20 protein-coding genes are annotated in these 23,438 nt (G+C 55.0%); 8 read left to right on the top strand and 12 right to left on the bottom strand.

All coding sequences use genetic code 11. The features are described 5' to 3' along the window. Nucleotides 1–46: 46 nt before the first annotated feature. Nucleotides 47–352: a spore coat protein gene (locus NNL35_RS23365; protein WP_006675818.1), complete on the bottom strand. Its 306-nt coding sequence runs from the start codon at nucleotides 350–352 to the stop codon at nucleotides 47–49. A gap of 19 nt (nucleotides 353–371) precedes the next feature. Next, on the bottom strand, nucleotides 372–581 hold the full coding sequence (locus NNL35_RS23360; RefSeq protein WP_040730410.1) for a hypothetical protein: 210 nt from the start codon (nucleotides 579–581) through the stop codon (nucleotides 372–374). Between the two features lie 247 nt (nucleotides 582–828). Between NNL35_RS23360 and hfq the strand changes: the two genes are divergently transcribed. The 3 genes from hfq to NNL35_RS23345 all read left to right on the top strand — a co-directional run bounded on the left by hfq (nucleotide 829) and on the right by NNL35_RS23345 (nucleotide 4,066). Beyond that, complete coding sequence (hfq, locus tag NNL35_RS23355; protein ID WP_006675816.1) at nucleotides 829–1,056, top strand: RNA chaperone Hfq; 228 nt, start codon at nucleotides 829–831, stop codon at nucleotides 1,054–1,056. Between the two features lie 205 nt (nucleotides 1,057–1,261). Then, the gene (locus tag NNL35_RS23350) at nucleotides 1,262–2,713 is read left to right on the top strand and encodes a SulP family inorganic anion transporter (protein ID WP_006675815.1); all 1,452 of its coding nucleotides are present in this window, start codon (nucleotides 1,262–1,264) and stop codon (nucleotides 2,711–2,713) included. A gap of 174 nt (nucleotides 2,714–2,887) precedes the next feature. Further along, the gene (locus NNL35_RS23345) at nucleotides 2,888–4,066 is read left to right on the top strand and encodes a cation:proton antiporter (RefSeq protein ID WP_006675814.1); all 1,179 of its coding nucleotides are present in this window, start codon (nucleotides 2,888–2,890) and stop codon (nucleotides 4,064–4,066) included. Between the two features lie 79 nt (nucleotides 4,067–4,145). Here NNL35_RS23345 and NNL35_RS23340 read toward each other — a convergent pair whose 3' ends face one another. The 3 genes from NNL35_RS23340 to NNL35_RS23330 are packed head-to-tail and all read right to left on the bottom strand — an operon-like array spanning nucleotide 4,146 to nucleotide 7,833. Further along, the gene (locus tag NNL35_RS23340; RefSeq protein ID WP_006675813.1) at nucleotides 4,146–5,270 is read right to left on the bottom strand and encodes a Ger(x)C family spore germination protein; all 1,125 of its coding nucleotides are present in this window, start codon (nucleotides 5,268–5,270) and stop codon (nucleotides 4,146–4,148) included. Continuing rightward, on the bottom strand, nucleotides 5,267–6,361 hold the full coding sequence (locus NNL35_RS23335) for a GerAB/ArcD/ProY family transporter (protein WP_006675812.1): 1,095 nt from the start codon (nucleotides 6,359–6,361) through the stop codon (nucleotides 5,267–5,269). Before NNL35_RS23335 ends, NNL35_RS23340 begins: the two co-directional genes overlap by 4 nt. Continuing rightward, complete coding sequence (locus tag NNL35_RS23330) at nucleotides 6,358–7,833, bottom strand: spore germination protein (protein WP_006675811.1); 1,476 nt, start codon at nucleotides 7,831–7,833, stop codon at nucleotides 6,358–6,360. Before NNL35_RS23330 ends, NNL35_RS23335 begins: the two co-directional genes overlap by 4 nt. A 140-nt stretch (nucleotides 7,834–7,973) precedes the next feature. Between NNL35_RS23330 and NNL35_RS23325 the strand changes: the two genes are divergently transcribed. After that, a complete protein-coding gene (locus NNL35_RS23325; protein WP_006675810.1) occupies nucleotides 7,974–8,276 on the top strand; it encodes a hypothetical protein in 303 nt (100 codons plus the stop codon). Nucleotides 8,277–8,452: 176 nt separating this feature from the next. On the opposite strand, the gene NNL35_RS23320 is transcribed toward NNL35_RS23325, so the two are convergent. The 3 genes from NNL35_RS23320 to NNL35_RS23310 form a co-directional block, all read right to left on the bottom strand. Beyond that, nucleotides 8,453–8,758: a hypothetical protein gene (locus NNL35_RS23320; RefSeq protein ID WP_006675809.1), complete on the bottom strand. Its 306-nt coding sequence runs from the start codon at nucleotides 8,756–8,758 to the stop codon at nucleotides 8,453–8,455. Between the two features lie 109 nt (nucleotides 8,759–8,867). After that, nucleotides 8,868–12,026 carry an MMPL family transporter gene (locus tag NNL35_RS23315; RefSeq protein ID WP_006675808.1) on the bottom strand — a complete coding sequence of 1,053 codons (3,159 nt, stop codon included), beginning with the start codon at nucleotides 12,024–12,026 and terminating at the stop codon, nucleotides 8,868–8,870. A gap of 6 nt (nucleotides 12,027–12,032) precedes the next feature. Beyond that, a complete protein-coding gene (locus tag NNL35_RS23310; RefSeq protein WP_006675807.1) occupies nucleotides 12,033–12,485 on the bottom strand; it encodes a MarR family winged helix-turn-helix transcriptional regulator in 453 nt (150 codons plus the stop codon). Between the two features lie 728 nt (nucleotides 12,486–13,213). Here NNL35_RS23310 and NNL35_RS23305 point away from each other — a divergent pair. Together NNL35_RS23305 and NNL35_RS23300 are read left to right on the top strand one after the other, a co-directional pair. Then, nucleotides 13,214–13,615, top strand: a complete 402-nt coding sequence (locus NNL35_RS23305) for a hypothetical protein (RefSeq protein ID WP_006675806.1) — start codon at nucleotides 13,214–13,216, stop codon at nucleotides 13,613–13,615. 325 nt (nucleotides 13,616–13,940) lie between these two features. Beyond that, a complete protein-coding gene (locus NNL35_RS23300; protein ID WP_254553776.1) occupies nucleotides 13,941–14,171 on the top strand; it encodes an ATPase in 231 nt (76 codons plus the stop codon). Between the two features lie 99 nt (nucleotides 14,172–14,270). Here NNL35_RS23300 and NNL35_RS23295 read toward each other — a convergent pair whose 3' ends face one another. Beyond that, nucleotides 14,271–15,041 (bottom strand): N-acetylmuramoyl-L-alanine amidase, encoded by a 771-nt coding sequence (locus NNL35_RS23295; protein ID WP_238535299.1) that lies wholly within the window; start codon nucleotides 15,039–15,041, stop codon nucleotides 14,271–14,273. 143 nt (nucleotides 15,042–15,184) lie between these two features. Between NNL35_RS23295 and NNL35_RS23290 the strand changes: the two genes are divergently transcribed. Further along, nucleotides 15,185–15,466, top strand: coding sequence for a YqzE family protein (locus NNL35_RS23290; protein ID WP_006675802.1), 282 nt, complete (start codon nucleotides 15,185–15,187; stop codon nucleotides 15,464–15,466). A gap of 38 nt (nucleotides 15,467–15,504) precedes the next feature. Here the strand turns inward: NNL35_RS23290 and NNL35_RS23285 are convergent, their stop codons facing one another. The 3 genes from NNL35_RS23285 to NNL35_RS23275 form a co-directional block, all read right to left on the bottom strand. After that, nucleotides 15,505–16,704: a hypothetical protein gene (locus tag NNL35_RS23285; protein WP_040730406.1), complete on the bottom strand. Its 1,200-nt coding sequence runs from the start codon at nucleotides 16,702–16,704 to the stop codon at nucleotides 15,505–15,507. Nucleotides 16,705–17,070: 366 nt separating this feature from the next. Continuing rightward, entirely contained in the window at nucleotides 17,071–18,090 is a 1,020-nt protein-coding gene (locus NNL35_RS23280) for a YqhG family protein (protein ID WP_254553775.1), read from the bottom strand. Nucleotides 18,091–18,094: 4 nt separating this feature from the next. Further along, entirely contained in the window at nucleotides 18,095–19,840 is a 1,746-nt protein-coding gene (locus tag NNL35_RS23275; protein ID WP_238535302.1) for a DEAD/DEAH box helicase, read from the bottom strand. Nucleotides 19,841–20,320: 480 nt separating this feature from the next. Between NNL35_RS23275 and NNL35_RS23270 the strand changes: the two genes are divergently transcribed. Beyond that, the gene (locus NNL35_RS23270) at nucleotides 20,321–22,909 is read left to right on the top strand and encodes an adenosylcobalamin-dependent ribonucleoside-diphosphate reductase (RefSeq protein ID WP_006675798.1); all 2,589 of its coding nucleotides are present in this window, start codon (nucleotides 20,321–20,323) and stop codon (nucleotides 22,907–22,909) included. Nucleotides 22,910–23,438 lie beyond the last annotated feature (529 nt).

Below are 23,438 nucleotides of genomic sequence, written 5' to 3'. Positions count from 1 at the left end.
CAAAGCCCCGATGCGACAGGACCGTTCCCCAATCTGGAACGGGTGGTTATCCGTTCCGCTGTACCATGTTCAGTGCCGTGTTGGCGTTGTTCATATCGATCTGAAGCTGTTCCTGCAGGTTATACGGGTGGTAATAACCATTCTTCATCATGTATGCGGTTATTTGCTCATGGGCTTGAATGGCTGTATCGAGGTGATTGCGCAAGACCGTGCGCACCTCCGGAGTGGCTGCTTCGGTCAGCGCGGTAGCCAGATCTTTAATTCCGGACTTGGCTGCAATCAACATGTCTGTCGCAACGGCCTGATCGGTCATGCCTGACATACCGGTCAGATTTTCCATTATCGTATTCATGGTGTACCTCCTTTCGTCGTTAGCTGTGGGCTCGGGACAACAGTCCTTGATAATCCTTAATCGCTTGGGCCGAATGTTGAATGTCTTGCTGCATTAGCCCCTTGAGCTCCTGGCAGGACACCAGGTTGAACATCGTTGCCGTTTTGGTCATGCATGCATTCTTAAAAGTGAGGAGCTCATGAAGCTCCAATGTCTCGTGCGCGCCCAGACTTCTTGTTTCCACGTGCATTCACCTCCCAGCATTCAGCAGATCACACTTAGTATGGGAGTGGACCTGGGGATTATGTATGGGGAAATAAGGAACCGGAATCCTAAAAATGATTCCAGGCCAAATGATTTTCGCCAAAGCTGACGATATAATATGGAAACCGTTGTGGCACGGAGGAGAAAGACATCTTGTGAACTATTTTTCTATCTGTCTGAAATCTGGTAAACTTAGCAGTAGGTTGACTTTATAAGGAAGGGGATGATTGCACTTGAAGAAATCGACCGATCGAAGCTTGCAAGAGCAGTTTCTTACGGAAGCGATACAGCAGGAAGTGCCCGTCACACTCATTACGAAAAATGGAATACAGATGAAGGGCATGATTACATCATTCGATGTGTATACGATTGTGCTCAAAATCGATTCGAAGTTTAGCCTTATCAACAAATCAGCTGTATCAACCATCATCCCGTCCCAACGCCTCTCCTTGTTCAAGTAGCAAGTTTCGTTTTCACCCGCTTTCTCCGTTTTCGTTGTGGGGCTGTTCTGTCGTCGGTAGACGAAGGACAGCCTTTTTGAGTTGTTCTTCTAAGTTGCAGGGTGTACAAATCGTCACCACTGTGTATAATTTATGTTTGTGTGCAACGGACCCGGCTTTTCTGAGAGGGGAAAGCCATACATCATGAGAGAGAGGATTTGGAAAGGTGAACTCAAAAGTAAATAAGGAATGGTTCGGCAATATCCGCAGCGATATTTTGTCCGGCATGACGGTAGCGTTGGCGCTTATCCCCGAGGCGATCGCCTTTTCGATCATTGCGGGGGTGGATCCGATGGTCGGGTTGTACGCCTCCTTCTGCATTGCCGTCGTTATCTCGATCGTAGGCGGGCGTCCAGGGATGATATCGGCCGCTACCGGAGCGATGGCCCTGCTTATGGTGACTCTGGTCAAGGACCATGGGATAGAGTATTTGTTCGCTGCTTCGATTTTGGCAGGGGTGCTTCAATTCGTTATGGGCATGCTGAAGCTGGGAAGATTTATTACGTTTGTCCCGCATTCCGTCATGACGGGCTTCGTGAACGCGCTGGCCATTCTCATTTTCCTGGCCCAGCTGCCTCATTTTGCAGGCCAGGGATGGATGATGTACGCTCTGGTCGCATTGACATTGCTCATCATCTATGGCTTGCCGCGTCTTACGAAGGCCGTTCCTTCGGCACTCGTCGCTATCATCGCCGTCTCCGCCCTGACGATTGCGGCAGGGATTGAAGGGAAGACGGTAGGCGATATGGGGAGCATTACGAGTGCCCTCCCGCTATTTCATATCCCGCAAGTGATGGTGAGCTGGGAGACGCTGGCGATTATTTTCCCTTATTCGCTGTCCATGGCGATCGTCGGCCTGCTTGAATCGTTGCTGACGGCGACGATTGTGGATGAGATGACGGCCACCGGGAGCGACAAAAATAAGGAGATGCGCGGCCAAGGGATCGCGAACGTCGTCACCGGTTTTTTCGGCGGGATGGCGGGTTGCGCCATGATCGGCCAATCTGTCATTAATGTGAAATCCGGCGGAAGAGGCCGGCTCTCCACCTTCGTTGCTGGCGTATTCCTGTTGTTTCTTATCCTGGCGCTGGGGGATATCGTAGAACGGATTCCGATGGCTGCGCTCGTCGGTGTCATGATTATGGTCTGCATCGGCACCTTTGACTGGAATTCCATCCGCCAGTTGCCTCGTATTCCGCGCGGCGACGCCTTCGTGATGGTCGTTACGGTCGCGATCGTGGTAGCGACGCATGATCTGTCCAAGGGCGTGCTCGCGGGCGTGCTCCTGAGCGCGGTATTATTCGCCTGGAAGAGCGCCCGGATCCGCATCCAAGCGGAACGTCTCGGGACCGGCCATGTCGTGTATCAGGTCAAGGGACAGCTTTTCTTTGCCACGACGAGCCACTTCCTGGAGCACTTCAAGGCGGAGCAGGACCCGGAACAGATTACGATTGATTTCTCGAAATCTCATGTCTGGGATCATTCGGCGGTTACCGCCATCGGCAAGGTTATGTTGAAATACAAGCAGCTGGACAAGACGGTTCGGATCAGCGGCTTGAATGAAGAGAGCCAAAAACTGCTGCAGCAGGTCGGTCTCCCGGCTACTGCCAGCCATTAACCTTATTTTTAATCTTATTTACTGAGAAATGGTTTGCAACTTACGACAAAGTGGAGTATAATAGATATAATTCGTCTAAAAAAATATGTTTTATTTTGGAGGAGCCTGGCAATTTAGGGCTCCTCTTTGTCTTTTTTAGAAATGTTAAAATTTGTAAAGAGTGGGGGAATCGCAATGGAATTTATTCTGTATCTTGCCTTGATTCTGCTGTGCACCAAGGTGGCAGGCGACATATCGGTCCGTCTGGGGCAGCCTGCTGTATTGGGGAAGCTGATCGTCGGCATCCTGCTCGGTCCGGCCGTGCTAGGCTGGATTGAGAAGGACAGCTTCATCACCCAGGTATCGGAAATCGGCGTCTTGCTGCTGATGTTCATTGCCGGACTGGAGACCGATATCGATCAGCTGCGCAAAAACTGGAAATCGGCGTTTGCGGTTGCCGTTGGCGGCATCATTCTGCCTTTTATTGGCGGTTACGGGGCAGCAATCGCGTTCGGTTTTTCTTCGAATTATGCGCTGTTTTTCGGCGTTATCTTTTGCGCGACATCCGTGAGCATCTCCGTCCAGGTGCTTAAAGAAATGAACAAGCTCAATTCGAGAGAAGGGACGACGATACTTGGGGCGGCTGTCGTCGACGATGTGCTGGTCGTTATCCTGCTGGCGTTCATTATGAGCATCGTCGGCCAAGGGGGAGACGTCTCCCTCGGACTGCTGGTCGGCAAGAAGCTCCTGTTCTTCGCCATTACTTTTGTGGCCGGCTGGCTGGTCGTGCCGCGCGTAATGAAGTGGCTGGCTCCGCTCAAAGTCACCGAAGCGGTGATCAGCGCGGCGTTAATTATTTGCTTCGGCTTTGCCTATTTTGCCGAATGGATGCAGATGGCCGGCATTATCGGCGCCTTCGCCGCCGGCATCGCAGTGTCGCTGACCCCATACAAGCATGATGTCGAGCACAAGGTCGAGCCGATCGCGTATTCCATCTTCGTTCCGGTGTTCTTCGTCAGCATTGGGCTGAACGTGTCATTCGACGGTATCGGCAGCCAATTGGGCCTGCTCGCTGTCATTACGATCATCGCTATCGTGACGAAGATGGCCGGGGGCTGGCTCGGCGCGCGCGTAACCGGCTTCGACAGCCGCTCCTCGCTGGCTATTGGCGCAGGGATGATCTCCCGAGGGGAAGTCGCTCTTATTATTGCGGCCACCGGCTTGCAGTCGGGGCTGCTGCAGCCGGAATATTTCACGTCGATCATCATCATGGTGATTATCACGACGCTGGTAACGCCTCCTATGCTGAAGATGTTTTTCAACAAGAAAGACAATGCCGTGCCGGTGGAGCAAAAAAACAGTGTTAATATGTAGCTGATATAAGGCAGGGCTGATTCGCCGCCGCATGTTTCCCGACGGTGCGGCGGGGCAGCCCTGTTTTATTGATCTCCGTTTATTTTACGGCGCCCATGCCGACGATTTTTACTTTGACCTTCACATTCACGGTCGCCTCTTCGAAATAATCCTCCCAATGTTCTTTGGCTTTCTTCCATTGCGGATACGCGTGGGCTCTTGCATACATGCCGAACCCGGCCGGATCAATACGCGCTTTTTGCAGCTTGCGAATCAGACTGTTGAACTGCTCCTCCAGATTCGCGGCAATTTTCTGCTCCAATTCATGGTACGGCGACATGACATCAAACGGGAATAGACGTTCCGTCACATATACGATGGAGCGAACGTTCACATCGAACACGAAGCGGCCCTGGGCGTACCGTGCTTGAATCTTCGGCTTAATGCTGTGGAGATTGATGCTGAGCTGCTTCATGTCGACATTCTCGGGTCCTTTCCCTGGAGACATTGGTAGACGAAGCGTAAACGGAAATTCGCCCTTTGTTTTATTTCTTAGTATGTATATCAGCTTCGTCTCGTCGGAATTGGCCAGCATTTTGAACCGGGATGATTTATCCAGCAAGGCGGTGCCTGTCAAGGCTAATTCTTCATCTTTGCGGAGGGCGGTTATGCTCGGCGTCAACCCTTTCTCATGCAGGTGGCGATGGAACTCCTGGATTGTCGTTTTGGTTGTCTCATTCCGCTGAAGTCCCGTATCCACCAGCTTCGACAAATACAAGGGCAGGCGAGGCTTGTCCTTGGCCGAATAACGAATCAGGTCGCTAATGGGGCCATCGAAGTAGACCACCCGGGCGGACACGGTGCTCCTGGTGTCCCGATAGAATGGATCAAGCAGTGCCGCCCAATTTTCCTCTGCAGCAAGCCGCTTGCCGACGACAACAATCTGTGTCTTGCCTGCAATTGTCATCCCGAGCGCACGCTTGTCGAATTCTTCGCGGGAATGGCGCAAGGTGGTCGAACGGACCTCGAATTCTTCTTCATTGTCCTCGGCCTCCTTCGAGAAGACCGGACTCGAGATCGCCAGCAAGAGATTGCCTTCTTCATCCAGATCGATGCCGAGAAGCAGCGACAGCGTCATATTCTCGATCGTCGTATAACTTGCGCACCCGGGAAGCGGGAGCACAATCAGCAGCAGAATAACAATCGTAATCGCTCGGCGCATCATTGGGTTGCCTCCTTCGGTGACAGCTTCTGATAGATTTTGATTGCCAGGTATAGCAGAAGCGGCAAGAGATACGAGATGATTAACCCGGAATAGCCGGCCCATTGATTATAGCGAAGGGACTCGAGCCAGGAAGGCCTGATCCACGTCGCTGCCAACAACGTGCCCATGCATATAACAAGTACATACGGGCCATGGTTCTTCGTCCCGAACAGCTTCGCGCCGCTGAGGGAAGCGCCGTACAAATATGGAACCAGAGACGTCGAGATCACAAACAGATAGAGGGCCAGGAAAATGATGTCGAACCGTTCAAGGAACCGGAACTCGATCACCTTCAACAGGTTCAATATCGGTTGGTTGTATTGCGTGATCTCGTCCGGGCTAAAAAAACCGAAGCAGACAATCGTGGCAAAGACATAAACCAGCATGGTCAATGTATTGCCGACCACGATGCCTTGGATGGCCAGATCTTTGCGTGTTAAAAACGGATACACGAAAAATACGATCTCAAATCCGAGATAGGCGGTTGTCGTGGTCGGCATCGCCTGAAATACGGGCCCCCAGCCTTCCTTGAGAACAGGGAGAAAATGCGAAAAATACCCTTCTCGCAATGGGAGCAATAGCACCGGAGCCATCCAAATCGTCAAATAAAACATAACTTCACAATATCTGACGATATGGGTAATATGCTTTCGTGCTGTCACATAGGCGGGGATGACGAACAGGAGCAAGATGTATGGTATTGGTGTCATCATCAGGAACCACGATTTAATATACAGCATCGTTGCGATAAATATCGACCAGGATAAAAATGTGAAATGCAGGGCGACCAGCGCAAGCACGAGCTTGCCAATAACTCGACCGAACAGCCGATCCAGCAAATCCGGCAGCGTATCTTCCGGGTATTGTCTCATGACGACAACGATGAGAATGCTGAACAACAGATTGACTAACCAAGACAGGATAAGAGATATCCACCCGTCCGTAGACGCGATCTCCGCGAGCTGGCGGGGAAGGGTCAGGACACTTGTCGCTAATTGAATGCTATGAACCAACAAGGCGAACTGCATGAAGGTGATGCGGTACTGGTTCACTTCGGGCTGCCTCCTTCAGGTGGATTCTCACCTTGCCGTTTGAGCTGCTGTGGACCCGGGCCGGTCGGACGCGTCTTCATCAACCTCAGCGGGAAGCGAATGACCGTATCCTTCAGATCGGCAAAGCGGACGGGAGCCAACGGACTTCCGTAAGCGGCCCCGAGCGAAGTCAGCGAGCAGAGGTGAGAGATAAGAAGCATAGCCGCGCATACGATGCCGACGAAGCCGTACAGAAAGGCAATCAGCATCATGGGAAACCGCAGGAAGCGAATCGCCGTTCCCATATCAATGTTGGGAATGATGAAGGATGCGATTGCGGTGGAGGCGACGACGATAACCATGATGTTGCTGACGATGCCCGCCTGGACGGCAGTCTGCCCGATAATAATGCCGCCAACGAGTCCGACCGTCTGTCCGATTGGCGCCGGGAGCCGGATTCCCGCCTCTCGCATCATCTCCAAGGTCACTTCCATAATGAACGCCTCCAGGAACGGATGAAAAGGAACGCGTTCTCTCGATTCCGCCACGGATAAAATAAGCTGGATCGGAATGACCTCGAAATTAAACGTGATGAACGCGATATAGAGCGCAGGCAAAAATAGCGCGACAAAAAACGCAAAAAAACGCAGCAGCCGAATGAAGGAAGCATTGATCCAGCGCATGCTGTAGTCATCCACGCTCTGGAAGAACGACACGAACGACACCGGAGCGATAAGCACGCTCGGCGAACGATCGACAACGACAACATAGCGGCCCTGCAAAATATGAGAGGCAGCGGAATCGGGCCGTTCCGTCATCAACAGCTGCGGGAACGGGGAGTAGCCGCTGTCTTCAATCAGCTCGGATAGCTCCCCTGTATTGATGATGCAGTCGATGTCCAGCCCCTCGACGCGCCGGGTCAGCTCCTGAAGCACGGCCGGATCGGCCACATCGCGAAGGTAGATGATGGACAAGGTGTTTTCTCCTCTTGTCCCGACCTTCAACTGCTTGATTTTGAGCTCCCGGTTCGGGATATAGCGCCGAATCAGGGCGATATTCTGAATGGCGGTCTCGACGAATCCTTGGTGCGATCCTTTGATAGACGCTTCGATCGACGGATCTGTAATTGACCGCTGTGGCCATCCGCACGTATCGAAGATGTAGGCTTCGGTTGAGCCTGGCAGGAAGAGCACGCTTTTACCGCTAAGAAGCATCTTCTCCACCTGGTTCATGTCGGATGTCGATTCCACATTGCCGACCGTGACAGGCAGGGAATATTCCGTACTGGACAGTTCTTCAATCAGCGGGTACAGAACATGATTGTTGATGGAATTCAAATCGACCAAGCCGTCGAAATAGACAAGCATGGCTTCAGGCCCGTTCGGCGTATCGACGCTCCGGAAGATCAGGTCGGGAGCTTGCGAGAAGATGGATTGCAGCTGCTGCACATTGACCGACATCTGTTCATTCACTTTTCCGTTTTGTGCTGTCATCCTTGCTCACCCTCACGATTGTTCATATGAGAGAAGTTTGGCTCACTGGGAACGATTTTATTCGAACACCAAGGAAGATTGGACGGGAACCGATAGAGGGGAAGCGCGTATGAAATAAGATAAAAAAGGAGGGGAAATGGATGAGCAGAGGAGCCAAGATCGGACTCGGCATCGCGGCAGCTATCGTCGCGTTTATTGCGTTGATGATCGTCTGGTACTTCAACACGGCGGCGGGACAGCGGTCGTTAAAAAATTTCCGGTCCAATCAAGCCGGTGGATTGGAGAGAACGGTGAAGGTATACAGCAGTGACGGAACCTTGATTCAGGAGTATGAAGGCAAGATTGATATTAAGGATACGGAATATGGCAATAAAGTTCTGTTTGACTTGGACGGGAAGCGGATTGTCATCTACAATGCGACGGTCGTGACGGAAGAAAAATAAGGCATAACGCGTGACCGGAGATCCGCAAGGGATGAGCTTGCGGATCTTCATGGCGGCAGCGAGGAGAGAGTTGACGCTGATTAGGAAGGAATGGAGTTCAGCTTGGCAGCGAACGGAACCGTAGTCAGCTGCACCTCTCGCTGCTTGCCGTCCCGCATTCGCATTGGGCAAGCTCCCTAGATTCGCCTCTTGTCATCCAGATGGAATGCAAGCTCCCGCAGCAGCCGGTAGGGAATATATAGGCCTGCATAAGCTCCGGCAATCCGAAATGACGGATATAAAAAAACGGCATGCACCTGCGTCGTTAACTCGGTGCCCTGCTTGATCACGTCATAGATAACGGACGCGAAGATAGAGCCGGCCACGAAGAAGCTCAGCACCGCCAATAGATGTAACGCGGTGGCAAGCGCACGATACCGATGGGCAAGCCCCGCCATCACGAATGGAACAGCAATGAACGCAGCGATCAGTACGATTTTCACATATATCGCCTCCTTGGAACTACGATTGCCGGATGGAAGAGGGGTTATGCATGAAAAAACCGTCCGGAACAATCGCATCCGGACGGGGAGGGAAGAACGTATTCAGGTGTCACATCGCGATCCGATCGCGATTGGATTCATCTGCCTGGCTTGCCCGGAACGGCCACCAGCTGGCCGAACCGAACAATTTGACCATGACGGGCACGAAGAACGGCAGCAGCAGAATGGCATAGAGCAGGAGACCGGACAGAACGACGGTCGCAATCTGCAGCATGCTGAGCACGCCGGACGGATAGAAGGAGGCGAAGGTTCCCCCCAGAATGATAACCGCCGATATAATGACGGTGCCCATATTCTTCATCGCATGCAGAATGGCTGTGCTGGCATCCATATGCTTATTCTCGTTGAAGCGGTCCATCAAGAAGATGCTGTAGTCGACGCCGAGCGCGACGAGTATGACGAAGCTGAAGAACGGCGTCGGCCAACTGATGCCCGAGTATCCGAGCATATCGACGAAGATGAGCTCGGTTACGCCCAGAGACGTATAGTACGTCAAGATGAGCGAGGCGATCAAATACAGCGGCATAATGATGGAGCGCAGCAGAAGAATGAGAATGATCAGAATGCCGGCCATCATGAAGATGACGGTACGGGTATAGTCTTCCCCTGAGATCTGCTTCAGATCGGCGAAGGTGCTCGAGACACCGCCGATGGCGATATCCGTCTGTTCCCAAGCGGTGCCGGCCACCGCGCGCTCTGCCGCCGCTTGCACATTCGGCATTTGTTCGATTGCCTCGATGCCGTACGGGTTGACCGAGAATACGACGTCGAGCGTCATTACGGTGCGATCCGGGGAGACATACAGATCGATGGCCTGCTGGAAGTCTGGATTCTCCAGCACTTCCTTCGGCACGAACCAGCCGCTGAACTCGCTGTCTTCCGTGCTGCCGACCTCGCTTAAGTACTGGGAGGCAGAATTCAAGCCGCCGGAGACTTGCTCCAGGCCGTCGATGCCCTGCTGAAGCCCGTCGGTCAGCTCCGTCAATTGACTGGTCAATTGCTGGAAGCCGTCGCCCATCTGCTGCTGGCCGTTCTCGATCCGGGTCAGGCCTTCGATGACTGACGGGACCTTGCCAATAATTTGACCTTGGCCATGAGCTGCTTGAGTGAGCCCGTTCTCGAGATCGGACAGGCCAGCAATGAGTTCATCCAGTCCGGAAGCGAGCGCCTTCTGTCCGGCAACGGCTTGGGCGAAGCCCTCATTGGCCTGGTTCAATCCTGAGGACAATGGGCCGAAGCGGCCGCTCAGTTCGCCGAGAGCGCCTGCCAGTTGGGCGGTTCCCTTGCCAGTCTCGGTGACGGTGCCGCGAATGGTCAAGTAATCTTCATCGCGCAGCAGATCGGGATAGTTCTCTTCCAGGCGGTTGAAGCGGCTGTCCAGCGACTGCAGCGCCTTCGCGGCGCCGTCCAGCTGCAGCTGCATCTGCTTCAGACCGTTGTCCGTCTGCTGAATGCCGTCGCCGATCTTTTTGTACGAAGCGAGCAGCTTCTCGTTGGCGTTCGCCAATTGCAGGGCGCTTGCTGTGGCTTGCGACAATCCGGCCTTCAGCTGTCCGGCGCCGGACGAGCCGTCCGCAATCCCTTGCTGAATTCGGGCCAGACCGGCATTCAGCTCGCTGATGCCTTCCTTGAGCGCCTTCGTGCCCGCGGTAAGCTGTCCGGCGCTGTCAGTTGCTTCCTTCAGCTTCGGCGCGTTCTCGGACAAGGCGCTGCTGGCTTGGGAGAGTCCGCTCTTAATATCGGTCAGGCCCTGGCTGCCTTCGCCAAGTCCTTTTTCCAATGTCTTGGCCTGCTCCGTAATCTTCAGATCGGGGATAGCCTCCCCGGAAGGCCGGCTTAGGCTCCGCACGCTGGCGACGCCAGGCACCTTCTCTGCCTCCCGGCTGATCTTTTCGGCCAAGGCCATATGCTCGGCAATCTCGAGCGGCTTCCCGCTGTGAACGACAATCTGGGTCGGAAGCGATTCGCCCGGCTCGAAGCTGTCGGCGATAATGTTGAAGGCTTTGACCGAATCGTATTTGTCGCCAATCTCCTCCAGACTGTTATAGGAGAGCTGCCCGTTATAGGTGGCCAGGAACGGAATCGTTACCGCGGCCACGATGAGCAGGGCGGCCCACGGACGCTTGAGGGAGAAGGAACCGACCGCTCCCCAGATGCGGCTCTCCTTATGTTCGAGCGAGCTGTTCCGGCTCGGCCAGAAGATGCGGGTGCCCAATAGGTACATGAAGAATGGAACGATCGTGACCAGTGCGATCAGCATGACAGCGATGCCGATGGCGACGGCGACCGCTGACCGATACAGAATGAATGTGGACAGGCCGATGGCGGTGAAGCCGACCAGTACGGCCAGCCCGGAGAACAATACCGTTTTGCCGGCAGTGCGGTACGTGGCGGCAATCGCATCGCCGATATGTTCATGCCGCGGCACTTCCTCCTTGAAGCGGCTGAGGAGCAGAATGCAATAATCGGTTCCGATCCCGAACATGACGGCGACCATGAAGATCTGGGTGAAGGTAGAGACGGGGAAGTCCGCCGAATCGACCAGGAAGGCAACGATGGACTGGGATATCAAATAACTGACGCCGACCGCCACGAGCGGGATGAGCGGCGCAATGACGGAACGGAAGACGAGAATGAGAATAATAAGAATGAAGGCAACGGTAATATATTCCGACTTCTTCAGACCGTCTTGGGAGCTCTGAATCGTGTCCTTGTCGATGGAGTGTCTGCCGGTAATATAATGCTCGACGCCGACGGACTCCATATCCTTGTTTATGCGGCTGATGGTGTCGTCCGTCGAATTCACGCTGGCCCCGATGGATGTCATGACAGTCTTGCCGTCGCGGGAGACGAGCTTTTTCTCCAGCTCCGGCTGCGCGTACGGATTCAGGATCGACTCGATGCCCAGATCGGCCTTATGCTGCTCCAGGCGCTGAATTGTCTCCTTGATCTCCGCGATCTCATCGGCTTGCAGCCCGTCCGGGTTGTGGAAGACGAGCGCAATCTGAGATTGCTCCTTGACGCCGTTCCGTGCGGCGGCTTCATCCAGAATCGCCTGGGCTTCCGTTGAAGGGTAACCGTCAGGAACGGTGATCGTCCCTTTTTGCTTGACCAGATCATTCAGGGACGGGGCGGCGATCATCAGGCCTGCCGCGACGATGATCCATACGGCGATAATCGCCCATCTTGCCTTCAGTATGAATTTCATGAAGCGCTACTCCTCTCTCCTTATCAGATATGCTAATTTTTCGAAGGTGCTGATGAAGGCTTCCACCTCCTGCTCTTCGAAGTGAACCAGATAGGAAGATACCATGTCCTGCACTTTCTGCTCCGCTTCCTTCAGCACCGATACGCCGCGGGAGGTAAGGGACAGATACACCTGCCTTCGATCGGATTCATCACGAGTGCGGTCGATAAGCCCCCGATCGGCGAGCCTCGTAATAATCGCAGTGATCGAGCTTTTGCCGACGAGAAAAGCATCCGCCAGCTCGGTGGGATTGCAGCGGCGGGATTCGCTGATGAACAGAAGAATCTGGAATTGTTCAGGCGTCAATTCTTCCTGAATGGCTTCCCGAATATCGGCGAACAAATGCTTCGTTACATCAAAGTAGGCAGCGATATAACGATCAATCCATTGTTTGGAATTGGTATTGGAATCGGTATTCAATGTGTTTCCTCCTCATAAGTGTATGCACGGCAGAGTTGTCTATATTGTTTCATAATGAAATAGTTCGATAATAAAACTATATGATGGAGCCTGGCGAATGTCAAACTCACAACAGGGAAAAATACATCAAATCGGAGCAAGCCGCTTGAAAAAAGAGGCCTCCCTTTGTATAATGGTGATAATGATTATCATTTCTAATTATGTTTGTTTAAAAAACGGATGAAACCGGGGTGGGACCATGATTATTGTGCAGCAAGTTATGACGGCGGCACTGTTTGTCGTTGCTGGGATATGCCTCTATATGTGTCTGAAGCAGGACCGGAGAACAAGGAAATCCCCGCAATAGGAAGCGGATTTCCTTTTTTTCTTTTTCATTTATATTTATTGACATTTCACAAATGAACGTATATAATTACTACTTATAATCGTAAATTTCACTCTCCTACGCATTTTAGAATCTTACACACCTTGCCACATCTCACTTCGGAATCACCCTTTTCTGCTGCCCATTCCGTCTGTCATGCCATCAAGATTGTTGTAAGCATAGCCGCTGCGCTCGCTTGAAGCTCACGATCAGCGAGTCTGTTTCATCGTGTTCGATTACGGTTACTATAATGAAGTCAAGAATATAGTCTATTTCAAAGGGGACTGTACACAACGACAATAATTTGAGATTTCCTGCTGGCAGCAGAGTGACCGGCAGGTTGAAAGGTTTGGAGGTAATACAAATGAATACACGACTCGTGCACAATTGGTTGAACCATTTGGGCGGATACCGGGCAAGCCGCGCGATCAACGAACGCCGCTTGACCTACCGGATGTCCTTCATCCATGACGCCAAGCGTCCAGGCACGCGCCGGGAGCAAGAGCGCATTCGCCATGCAATCTCCCGTGCGAAGGAGCAAGAAATGATTTTCCAGGAAGCATGCGCCCGACTGTCTGTTCCATACCGGGAAGTACTGAACAAACGGTACTTGCAGGATACGCGCGGCATCGAGCTGGATGTCATCTCGGATGCAGTTGACGCCTTGACCTGCGTCTTGCAGGCGATGGAGCAAGCGGGCACGATACAATACCGTATCGTCGAAGGCTACGTCATTATGCATCGTGTTCATCAACGCACGGCGTAACTGCTTTTGATCGCGGAATGATGATGCAACCGGGCTTGAACAAGGACATTGATGCGATTCATTCACTGTACATGGAATTTTCGAACAATTGGATATGAACCTGTCATCTCACGGATGGGTAAGCCCTCCGTTCATGCATTTCATTCTACACGATTGGGTGAACTTAATCATGATTCAGGAATACTGATAACCCCTTAGGATAACGCATCCTAGAGGGGTTATTTTTATGGGCACCGGGCCATTCGCCTCCATCAGGATAGCTTTGGCGCAAATGACGCATAGTAAAGATATGCAGAATCTGGCCCAAGCTATGGAGGGATGAATGATGAAAAAGGGGATAGGTAAACGGGCTAAGGAAATATTGCGAAAATTGCTTCAGGGCAGAGGAATGAGACGCCTTGCCATCGGCCTCGCGCTGATGATTCCGGCAGCCGGATTGGCCGGAGACGCCTATGGAGCGGCGGTGGGGGAAGAACGGCATCCGCAGACAGCCCATGCCGCCAAGGAGCACATTCCCGGTTCGCCGCAGCATGCGGCGGAGATTCGCCTGCGATGAGCTCATCAACATGTTATGGGGATGGAGGAGCGTCGGATGCGGCCGTTGACATCATGTGCAAAGCGCCGGAAGGAAATCGTTCCTACCGGCGCTTTGCAGTCAGTATATGGCGTGATAATGCACAATCGCTTCGCAGAGCCGGGCCGCAATCGCCGTCTGCGACCGGGGATCGGTCAGCATGCGGCGATCCTGTGGGTTGCTCAGATAACCCAGCTCGACGATAACAGCAGGCTGATCGACGTGCCGGAGCAGGTAATATGTCTTCCCATGCTTGGGAAGAGTGCTCGTCGAGAAGAACGGGTTCAATGAATCTTGAATGAGGGAGGCCAGCAAGCGGCTCCGGCCTTCATTCTGATGCAGGACAAGCGGACCGGTTGCCTTCGCACGCTTGGACCAATTGACATGAAGGCTGACGAACATCGACACGGGCACTTCCCTGCTTAGCTGCCTCCGGTGCGACAAATCCTTGGAATGGCGCGAGCGTGCGCCTGACCAGCGGTTGTCATCGCTTAGGGCATAATCGCCGGTGCGGTTGAGAATGACCGGAACGCCGCGCGCTTTTAGCAATAAATAGAGCTTGCGGGCAATGGCGAGATTGATGTTTTTCTCTAAAATATCCCCGTAGCTCGTTCCGCCGTCAATCCCGCCGTGTCCCGCATCAATCAGCACGTGAGGGGAAGGAAACGCGCCGCTGTAGACCGGGGGTTTGTCGGCAGGCGGCCAAGCGCCAACCGGTTCGGGAATATGCATATACGAAGCGGCTTCTTGCTGTGCGTAGGCGGACAGGGGCAGGAATGACACGCCGATGAGCACCGCTATGATGGCATGAAGCCATCGCCTCGTCCGTCGGGACCTAAGGAGATTAGGCATATCGCGTGAACCACCTTCATTGTATAGAATCGATTGTTCTTATCGTGCGCAATATGACAACGCTTCATTCCGAGACGGCGCGTTTGGCCGGGAGGGGAGCGGGGCACACTAATAACCATCAGGGCAGGATGGAGGTGGCCGTCATGGCCAAAGGTCAAGACCTGATCAAATATATTACAGAGCGCGTCGTCACTTATATCGACACCCCCGTCGAGGCCCGGCGCGAACGCAGAATGGAGCGCAAAAATCGCGCAAAGGAGCCGTGGCCGACGAAATGGTTCGGCATGGTGCCATTCAGCGTACAGATGTGGGCTGGGAAGTGGAGGCGGGCAGGGCAGCCTCTCCTTCGCCGAGCGGCTCGCTTGAAGCTGATGCGCTGGCGCAAAGGACCGCGGCCTCCGCAAGATGAAAAGGCACACTCCTGAGGGCAGAGGGTGCCTTTTTGCATGCGGATGAATCGAGATTAGGATTGCGGGACGAAGTATCCGTTCACGAGCGCATCTTCCGCCGGAATCCAGCGCATCGCTTCCCTGTCGGTGCTGGATATAATCACGTACTTGGATACCGCCTGATCGGCAGCCTCCCCGACAGGCTCCCATCGCTGCATTCCGATATAAGCGAACGGCATCTTCATATCGAGCCCGGCGCGCTGCTGCACATATATCCACCGCTTCGTCTTGTAATCGGCAGGGGCTCCGGCTTCCGGCTTGCGAAGCTGAGGCTCCCGGGCCATCCACAAAATATTGTGGTACGGGTCGAACGGATCCCGGTAGGAGCTGGGGGCAGGTACGGCATCTTCTCCTCCGCTGCCCGCCGGCCCGCGGCTCTCTTCGCGCCCGGGAACGGTATCCAACAGGAGGACGGCAGCGGCGGCATCCTTCGGTTGTGCCGCGCTGGAGGCCGTAACGGCTTGACCGTCGTTGCTCCATGGCGCTGCCAGCCGATCCGGCTCGAAGGTAGGAGGCAGCCATTCTCCGCTCTGCGCATCAAGCCACTCCACCGCTCCGCTGCTCCATTCGAAACGCCACACCGTTACCAGCGGGTCGAAGAAATACGGCTTGACATCTGCCAACGCGACATGGCCCGCGGAAGAAGCCCCATCTTCGGCTTGCAGCCGATGGGCGATCGCTTGATGCAAGGTGGTCTCCTGGTACGGCATGGCGCTGCCGCGGCCGTATTCCGCCAGCCGGATGTCCCCCTCCTCGGTCGCTTCCAGAATCATATAGCCGATCTGTTCCTGGCCAGATAAGACGCGAACGAGCCACCCGTGCATGCCGGGACCGAGGGGTATCGTCTCCAGCTGGGCCTCGCTCCAATCGGTGAACGGTTCGTTCTTCGCCAATTGCTGCTTGAAGCGATCCGCGATGTCCCGCACGGATCGTGCCTGCAGGTTCCCGGCGAGGGTGCGTTCCGGATAATGGCGATCCGAATCGCTGCGCATCACCACCAGCATTAGCGAGTAGACATCTATCGGCGCTTCTTCCGCTTCCACATAAGCGGACTGCGCCTTCGGCAAGGTTACGGGGGGCTGTTCGCCGCGAAGCGGGTACAGCGAATCCGATGCGGCCAACACTGCGAACGTGACTCCTCCCGCGGCGAGCGAGGTCAGCGCCGCCGTCGTCATCAGACTGGCTAACCTTGTCCACCAAGGCGTTTTTTGCATCTCCAACACCTCTCTTGGCTATGACATTCCAACATGCTTGCCTTCTTCTCGTGGTGCCGTGCACCGGTCCAGTACGATGTACACATTAATACCCATCCGGCTCCAGCTTTCAACCATTTCATTGTACGGGACAAGCTATAAAAAGGCTGTCGGAACAGGGGATGACACGCCTTGCCGTGCCGGTTCTATTTTTGCCGCAAAATGGCAATTGGCCGCGCATTATAGCCGACCGTCACGGACATCGCGATCCGACAATCTGACAAGGCCCGGGCAGAACCCGGGAGGCGCCGGAACCGTGCTCTGCCTCGACGGTAGGTACCTTGTCAGGACCTCGCGGGTATTTCAATCATAACCCCTTGGGTGCCGCTACGGGCTCATCGGCACGTGAACGAGCCCGGCGCTAATGAGACTTACTTCGATGCGCGGCTCGAACTGCCACCGGACTTCCTGCTGGCGTACCTCATATTGCTCCTCGATGGTCATGGGCCGCGCCTCTTCCTCCCGATCCTCCCCGTTCGGAGGCGGAGCGGGAGCTTCCTCTTGGCGCATGCGGCTCGGCTGTTGGCTCGCCGCCTCGCGGATGAGCGGCTCATAATAGGAGGCGAGACGGCTTAATTCTTCCTCCAGCCGGACGCGCGCTTCGCGCGCCCAAGCGTCGTCATGGCTCGAGATGACCTCCGCGAGGTGCTCCTCCACATAGGACAATGCCGCGGGCAGGGACAGCCGCCACGGCAGGACGTGAACATGCGGCGGCAGCTTCGGCGTCACGTCCATCCGCAGCACCTCCTCCATGTAGCCGAGACGCATCTTGCCGCTGACGAGCGAGATGCCGTAGGAATGGATCTCCTCGCGCTTCAGATCGCAGGCGAACTCCAGCTTGAAGTTCAGGAGCAGCCACGGCTCGTGCGGGGCGGATTGCTTCACGCGGCGTGCTCCGCGAACGCCGCCCGCGGCCGGCGGTTCCACGAACAGCTGAATGAAGCGGCCCTCGGTATGGGCCGCCTGCATAATCTGTTCGAGGCGCTTGCTCCCGTAGGTGACGTCGTCGCGCGGGATGCGCCCGGGGCCGCCCCCGCCGCCGGTGAATGCGGGCGCCACGCCGAAGTAGCGCCCGAGCACGGATTCGCCGGGCGCCGATCCATAGGAGACGGCGCGCGGCGGCTCCGGCGGCATCGCGGCCGGATCGAACACGAACGTGAAGCGCATCGTCTCCGCCTCCGCTCCCGTGCGATCGATGAAGCCCCAATAATAGGGGCGGTTCGTCAGCACGCGATCGGCGCGCTCGGACAGCTTCACGGTCACATGGGCCGGCGACTTCTCAAGAATGTGGCAGTCCGTCGCCTCCAAATACCGCAAGACATAGTCGCGCACTTGCTCGGTGTTCATCATGTCAAGCCTCCGCTTCCGTACTGATCTGGTCCAGCAGTTGTCCGATCGCCGCCTTCTGCCCGTCATCCGCTTCGGCTTCGACTTCCGCGCGGATGGCGTTCAGCGACGCTCCGAGATGCTCGACATGATGGCGGATCTCCTCGTCGCTGCCCGCTTCCAGCAGAATGCGGGTCAGGCTCTTCTCCAGGGAGTCCTGCTTCTCGAACCGTTCCAGGATCATATCCAGCCGGCCGATGACCATTTCGAACATATTGATTTTTTCATGCAGCAGGTTCAAAATATGCTCCTCGATCGTGCCGCGGGTCGATAAATTGTAAATCCGCACATCGTTCATCTGGCCGAGGCGGTGAACCCGCCCGATTCTCTGCTCGACGCGCATCGGGTTCCAGGGCAGGTCGAAATTGATCATATGGTGGCAAAATTGCAGATTGATGCCCTCCCCGCCGGCTTCGGTCGCGATCATCACCTGGGCCCGGCCGCGGAACAGGTCCATCATCCAGTCCTTCTTGCCCCGGTTCATGCCGCCGCTGTAAGGCACCGCCACGATGCCGGCCTTGCGGAAATATTGCAGCAAATATTCCTGCGTCGCCCGGTATTCGGTGAACACGATCACCTTCTCGTTCGTCTGCCGGATAATGTCCATAGCGGCTTCCGCCTTCGTGTTGGACGTAATCGCTTTGATAAGATCGACGAGATCCCAGATATGATCGCGGATCGGCGAATCCTCAGGCAGCTTTTTGGCGAGATTGACGAGGGTCAGGAAGACCGCATCGCGGCTGGAGCATACTTCCCGCTGCAGCGTGATGAGCGAGAACATGCTGCCGATATCGCGGCCGTTCATCTGGTACTGCTCCTTGATGAAGCGGGTGACTCCCTCGTACAAGGCCTGCTCGTCCGCGGACAGCGACAAAGGCACATTGCGGACGATGCGCCGCGTGAATTGTACGCTGCCCTCGCCGCGCCGATTGCGCACCATCACCTTCGACAGCTCGCCCTGAAGCTGGCCCTCGTTCTTCGGAAGGCGCTTGTCGGCGACGAAGTTGCTGCTGAATTCGCCCTGCGCCCCAAGCTGTCCGGGCTTCAGAAGGGTAATCAGATTATATAACTCGTTCATGTCGTTCTGGACCGGCGTAGCCGTCAGCAGCAGACAATATTTTTTGCGCAAATGCTGAATGAACTGGTAATTGGTCGTCTTGCGGTTTTTGAGCTTATGCGCCTCGTCGACGATAAGCATGTCGAATTCCTGCTCCATCAGAATCGATTTATGCGGATCGCGCTTGGCGGTATCCATCGAGGCAACGACGATGTCGGATTGCCATTGATATTTCTTCTTCTGGGCCACCGCCGCGATGCCGAACTTGTGATGCAGCTCGCGCACCCACTGCAGCACCAGGGAGGCGGGGACGAGAATGAGCGCGCGCTTGACGAGCCCGCGAATCAAATATTCTTTGAGCACGAGCCCGGCTTCGATCGTCTTCCCGAGGCCGACCTCGTCAGCCAGAATCGCGCGGCCGCGCATCTCGTGAAGCACCTTCTTGGCGGTCTCTACCTGATGGGGGAGCGGCTCTACGTTCGTAATATGGGTCAGGCATTGCAGTTCGTCGAACGCGCGAATGCGCTTGGCTTGCTCCGCCTCATAGGCCAGTTGGAACAGTGTCCAGTCATCCCAGGGGCCGTTCTTGTCGATGCGGGCCGACAGTTCCTCCAGCCAGCCCCGATCCGTCACGATAGACAGCGATCCGGGCATGGGGCGCGACGAGAGCGGCCAGGAATTCGCGGCGGATCGCATGATCGAGCCGCTGTCCGAGCTGGCCAAGGCCGATGGCGGCGGACTGGAAAAGCCATGATTCGGCTGCTGATGTCTGTTCATCCTCTCGACCTCCTCTATAGAGGTAGTATGGTCGTTATTGCATGCTTTCATAACCGGCTGCAAGACGGAGACAGACGAGACTCCAGGAGGGTCGGGGGCGGGGGTGGTATATCTTCCTCCGGAAAAAGCAAGAGACAAAATAGAGAGATTGCTAGAGAAAAACGAAGCATGGAGTTCCCCGGTTCTCATCCATTCGCCATATTTCCTTTTTTCTCATTAGAAATTCTATATGTAGTATAGTACAATGATTTTCGCACACAATATATTGTGGAAAATACATACATTGTACAATGCTTCAATTGTCGTGTGCGGTGGTAATCATTCAAGTATCGATCAATATATAGGAGGTTGTGTTCTTTGAATACGGGGCATAAGCAGCGCTTGGAAGGCTTGAGCGAAAAAATATTTCTGGATCGCTACGCATGGAAGGATGCGGACACGAACAACACCAAAATAGGGGATGTCGTCCTGGTGCTGACCAAAGACGATCCGAAGTTCCCGGCGAAGGAAGTCGGAGAAGTGGTAGCGCGTGACGGCCGCTTCGTCTCCGTCAAGCTGAGAAGCGGAGAGGTAGTTCAGTCCACGGTAGAGAAGCTGACCTTGACGATAGAGAAGACGCCGGAAGAAATGTGGGATCGGCTGGCGGCTGCGATGGCATCGGTAGAACCAACCCCGGAAAAACAACACGAATGGACGGAAAAATTCCGTTATATATTGGATGATTGGAAGCTCGTCCCTGGGGGCCGTATCGCGGCAGGAGCCGGGGCGAGCGAGGAATTGACCCTGTTCAACTGTTACGTGATCCCGTCGCCGAAGGACAGCCGCGGCGGCATTATGGAGACGTTGTCGGAGATGACCGAGATTATGGCCCGCGGCGGGGGCGTCGGCATCAACCTGTCGTCGCTTCGTCCGCGCCGCGCGATCGTGCGCGGGGTCAACGGTTCCTCCAGCGGCGCCGTCTCCTGGGGCGGATTGTTCAGCTATACGACCGGACTCATCGAGCAGGGGGGCAGCCGCCGCGGCGCGCTCATGCTGATGATGAACGATTGGCATCCGGACGTGGTTGATTTCATCACGGTGAAGCAGACCATGGGCCAGGTGACGAACGCCAATCTGTCCGTCTGCGTCAGCAACGCCTTCATGAAGGCGGTCAAGGAAGATCTGGATTGGGAGCTGGTCTTCCCGGATACCTCCGATCCGGAGTATGACGAGCTGTGGGACGGAGACCTCGATAAATGGAAGCAGGCCGGCAAGGCGGTTATTCCTTACCGCACCGTCAAGGCCCGCGAGATCTGGCATACGATTATCGAATCGGCATGGAAATCGGCCGAGCCTGGTGTTGTGTTCATGGAATACTACAACCAGATGTCGAACAGCTGGTATTTCAACCCGATCATCTGCACGAACCCGTGCGGTGAGCAAGGATTGCCGGCATGGGGCGTCTGCAACCTGTCCGCGCTCAATCTGTCCAAGTTCTATGACGAGGAGAAGCATGATGTCGCGTGGGACGAACTGTCTACCGTGACGCGCTATGCGGTGCGCTTCCTGGACAACGTGATCGACAAGACGCCATATCATTTCGAGAAAAATAGAGAGAACCAGCAGAACGAGCGCCGGGTCGGCCTCGGTTCAATGGGCTTGGCCGAGCTGATGATCAAGCTGGGGATCCGCTACGGCAGCCCGGAATCGCTGGAGTTCCTCGATAAGCTGTTCGGCTTTATCGCGCGCGAATCGTATCTCGCATCGGCGGAGATCGCGGGCGAGAAGGGAGCGTTCCCGGCATTCGAGGCGGAGCCGTATCTGCAGAGCGGCTTCATGAAGAACATGCTCGAGGTGTATCCGGAGGTCGGTGAAGCGATTCGCCAGCAGGGCATGCGCAATGTGACCGTCATTACGCAGGCGCCGACGGGCAGCACCGGCACGATGGTCGGCACCTCGACCGGCATCGAGCCGTACTTCGCCTTCAAATATTTCCGGCAAAGCCGCCTCGGCTTCGACGAGCAGTTCGTGCCGATCGCGCAGGAATGGATGGACGCGCATCCGGGCCAAGAGCTGCCGGATTACTTCATCACGGCGATGGATCTGTCCGCCGAGGATCATATCCGTGCGCAGGCGGCGATCCAGCGCTGGGTGGACAGCTCGATCTCGAAGACGGCGAACTGCCCGAACGACTTCACGGTAGAAGAGACGAAGCGGTTGTACGAGCTGGCCTTCGATCTCGGCTGCAAGGGCGTCACGATCTACCGCGACGGCAGCCGCGATGTTCAGGTTCTGTCGACCGATAAGGCAGACAACAAGGAAGACGGACAAGCTGACCAGACCGAAGAAGCCGGGGCTCCGGCAGAAGAGGCGGCAGAAGTGTCAACAGCACCGGTGGCTGTGCAGGCGGCAGCGCCGAACAACGGTGGGGGCAGCAATGTGTACAAGCGCCGTCCGCAAGTATTGCGCGGAGCGACCTACAAGGTGAACACACCGTTCGGCATGGCCTATATTACGATAAATGATATGAACGGCATTCCGGGCGAGATTTTCCTGAACGTGGGCAAGGCCGGTTCCGATGTGTTCGCGATGGCGGAAGCGCTCGGCCGCGTCTGCTCGCTGTTCCTCCGCTACGGCGATCACGGCAACAAGGTCGAGCTGCTCATCAAGCATTTGAAGGGCATCGGCGGCTCCGGCGCGATCGGCTTCGGCGCCAACCGCGTCGAGTCGATTGCCGATGCGGTAGCCAAAGCGCTGGAGATTCACCAGCAGGAAGCGCTCGGACTCGGCGCCGAGGCGGATCCGGCTCCGATCGCCGCGACGATCGAGGCGCCGGTCATCGGACTGAAGGAGAGCGGAAGCGCATCTGCCTCGCGCGACCTGTGCCCGTCCTGCGGCACCGCCTCGCTCCTGAACGTCGAGGGCTGCAAGACCTGCGCGAACTGCGGATACAGCCGCTGCTCGTAGATAGACGATAGTCCCCCTGGATGGGGGGACTTGTGATTTTGCATAACAGGTGAAACTTTTTGCCCAGTAAGTGAGAATAATTCGTCAAAAATATTGAAAAAAATGGATTTTCACAGCATGTTAATACGCATTAATGAATGTGGGTGCATGAACATTCAAAGTGTAAAACCAGCCTGTAGCGGCAGCATTTAAGCAGCTACAGGCTGGTTTTATGATCGGGATTATTGGGGTAGATTTGCCGAGTGGTAGCTTCTCATGTGGGTCTTGAGTTGCTGAAGCCACATTTAATATCATGAAAACGGAGTTCATTAACCAGTTGAACTTTCATAGCCTTCAGCATCTGAAACTGTAGTTAAATGATTATGAGAATGGGTACAATTCACGTAACACTGGGCTCATATAGCCTAGTGTTCCATGAATTTATTTAAGCTGTCAAAAAGTAGTTGACAATATATTTTGAATTGATATACTAAATTTAAAGTTGAAATTGATAATCATTATCGTTGTTGTTTTTGTATTGTCGCTGTGC

The organism is Paenibacillus dendritiformis (assembly GCF_945605565.1).
GTDB lineage: Bacteria > Bacillota > Bacilli > Paenibacillales > Paenibacillaceae > Paenibacillus_B > Paenibacillus_B dendritiformis_A.
This window is presented reverse-complemented; position numbering and strand designations above follow the sequence as displayed.

Coding starts and splice junctions, on each gene's coding strand:
- NNL35_RS23360 (WP_040730410.1), bottom strand. CDS start 581: ATGCACGTGGAAACAAGAAGTCTGGGCGCGCACGAGACATTGGAGCTT.
- NNL35_RS23315 (WP_006675808.1), bottom strand. CDS start 12,026: ATGAAATTCATACTGAAGGCAAGATGGGCGATTATCGCCGTATGGATC.
- NNL35_RS23340 (WP_006675813.1), bottom strand. CDS start 5,270: ATGATGCGCCGAGCGATTACGATTGTTATTCTGCTGCTGATTGTGCTC.
- NNL35_RS23280 (WP_254553775.1), bottom strand. CDS start 18,090: ATGAACACCGAGCAAGTGCGCGACTATGTCTTGCGGTATTTGGAGGCG.
- NNL35_RS23365 (WP_006675818.1), bottom strand. CDS start 352: ATGAATACGATAATGGAAAATCTGACCGGTATGTCAGGCATGACCGAT.
- NNL35_RS23305 (WP_006675806.1), top strand. CDS start 13,214: ATGAATACACGACTCGTGCACAATTGGTTGAACCATTTGGGCGGATAC.
- NNL35_RS23300 (WP_254553776.1), top strand. CDS start 13,941: ATGAAAAAGGGGATAGGTAAACGGGCTAAGGAAATATTGCGAAAATTG.
- NNL35_RS23345 (WP_006675814.1), top strand. CDS start 2,888: ATGGAATTTATTCTGTATCTTGCCTTGATTCTGCTGTGCACCAAGGTG.
- NNL35_RS23290 (WP_006675802.1), top strand. CDS start 15,185: ATGGCCAAAGGTCAAGACCTGATCAAATATATTACAGAGCGCGTCGTC.
- NNL35_RS23295 (WP_238535299.1), bottom strand. CDS start 15,041: ATGCCTAATCTCCTTAGGTCCCGACGGACGAGGCGATGGCTTCATGCC.
- NNL35_RS23285 (WP_040730406.1), bottom strand. CDS start 16,704: ATGCAAAAAACGCCTTGGTGGACAAGGTTAGCCAGTCTGATGACGACG.
- NNL35_RS23325 (WP_006675810.1), top strand. CDS start 7,974: ATGAGCAGAGGAGCCAAGATCGGACTCGGCATCGCGGCAGCTATCGTC.
- NNL35_RS23330 (WP_006675811.1), bottom strand. CDS start 7,833: ATGACAGCACAAAACGGAAAAGTGAATGAACAGATGTCGGTCAATGTG.
- NNL35_RS23275 (WP_238535302.1), bottom strand. CDS start 19,840: ATGCCCGGATCGCTGTCTATCGTGACGGATCGGGGCTGGCTGGAGGAA.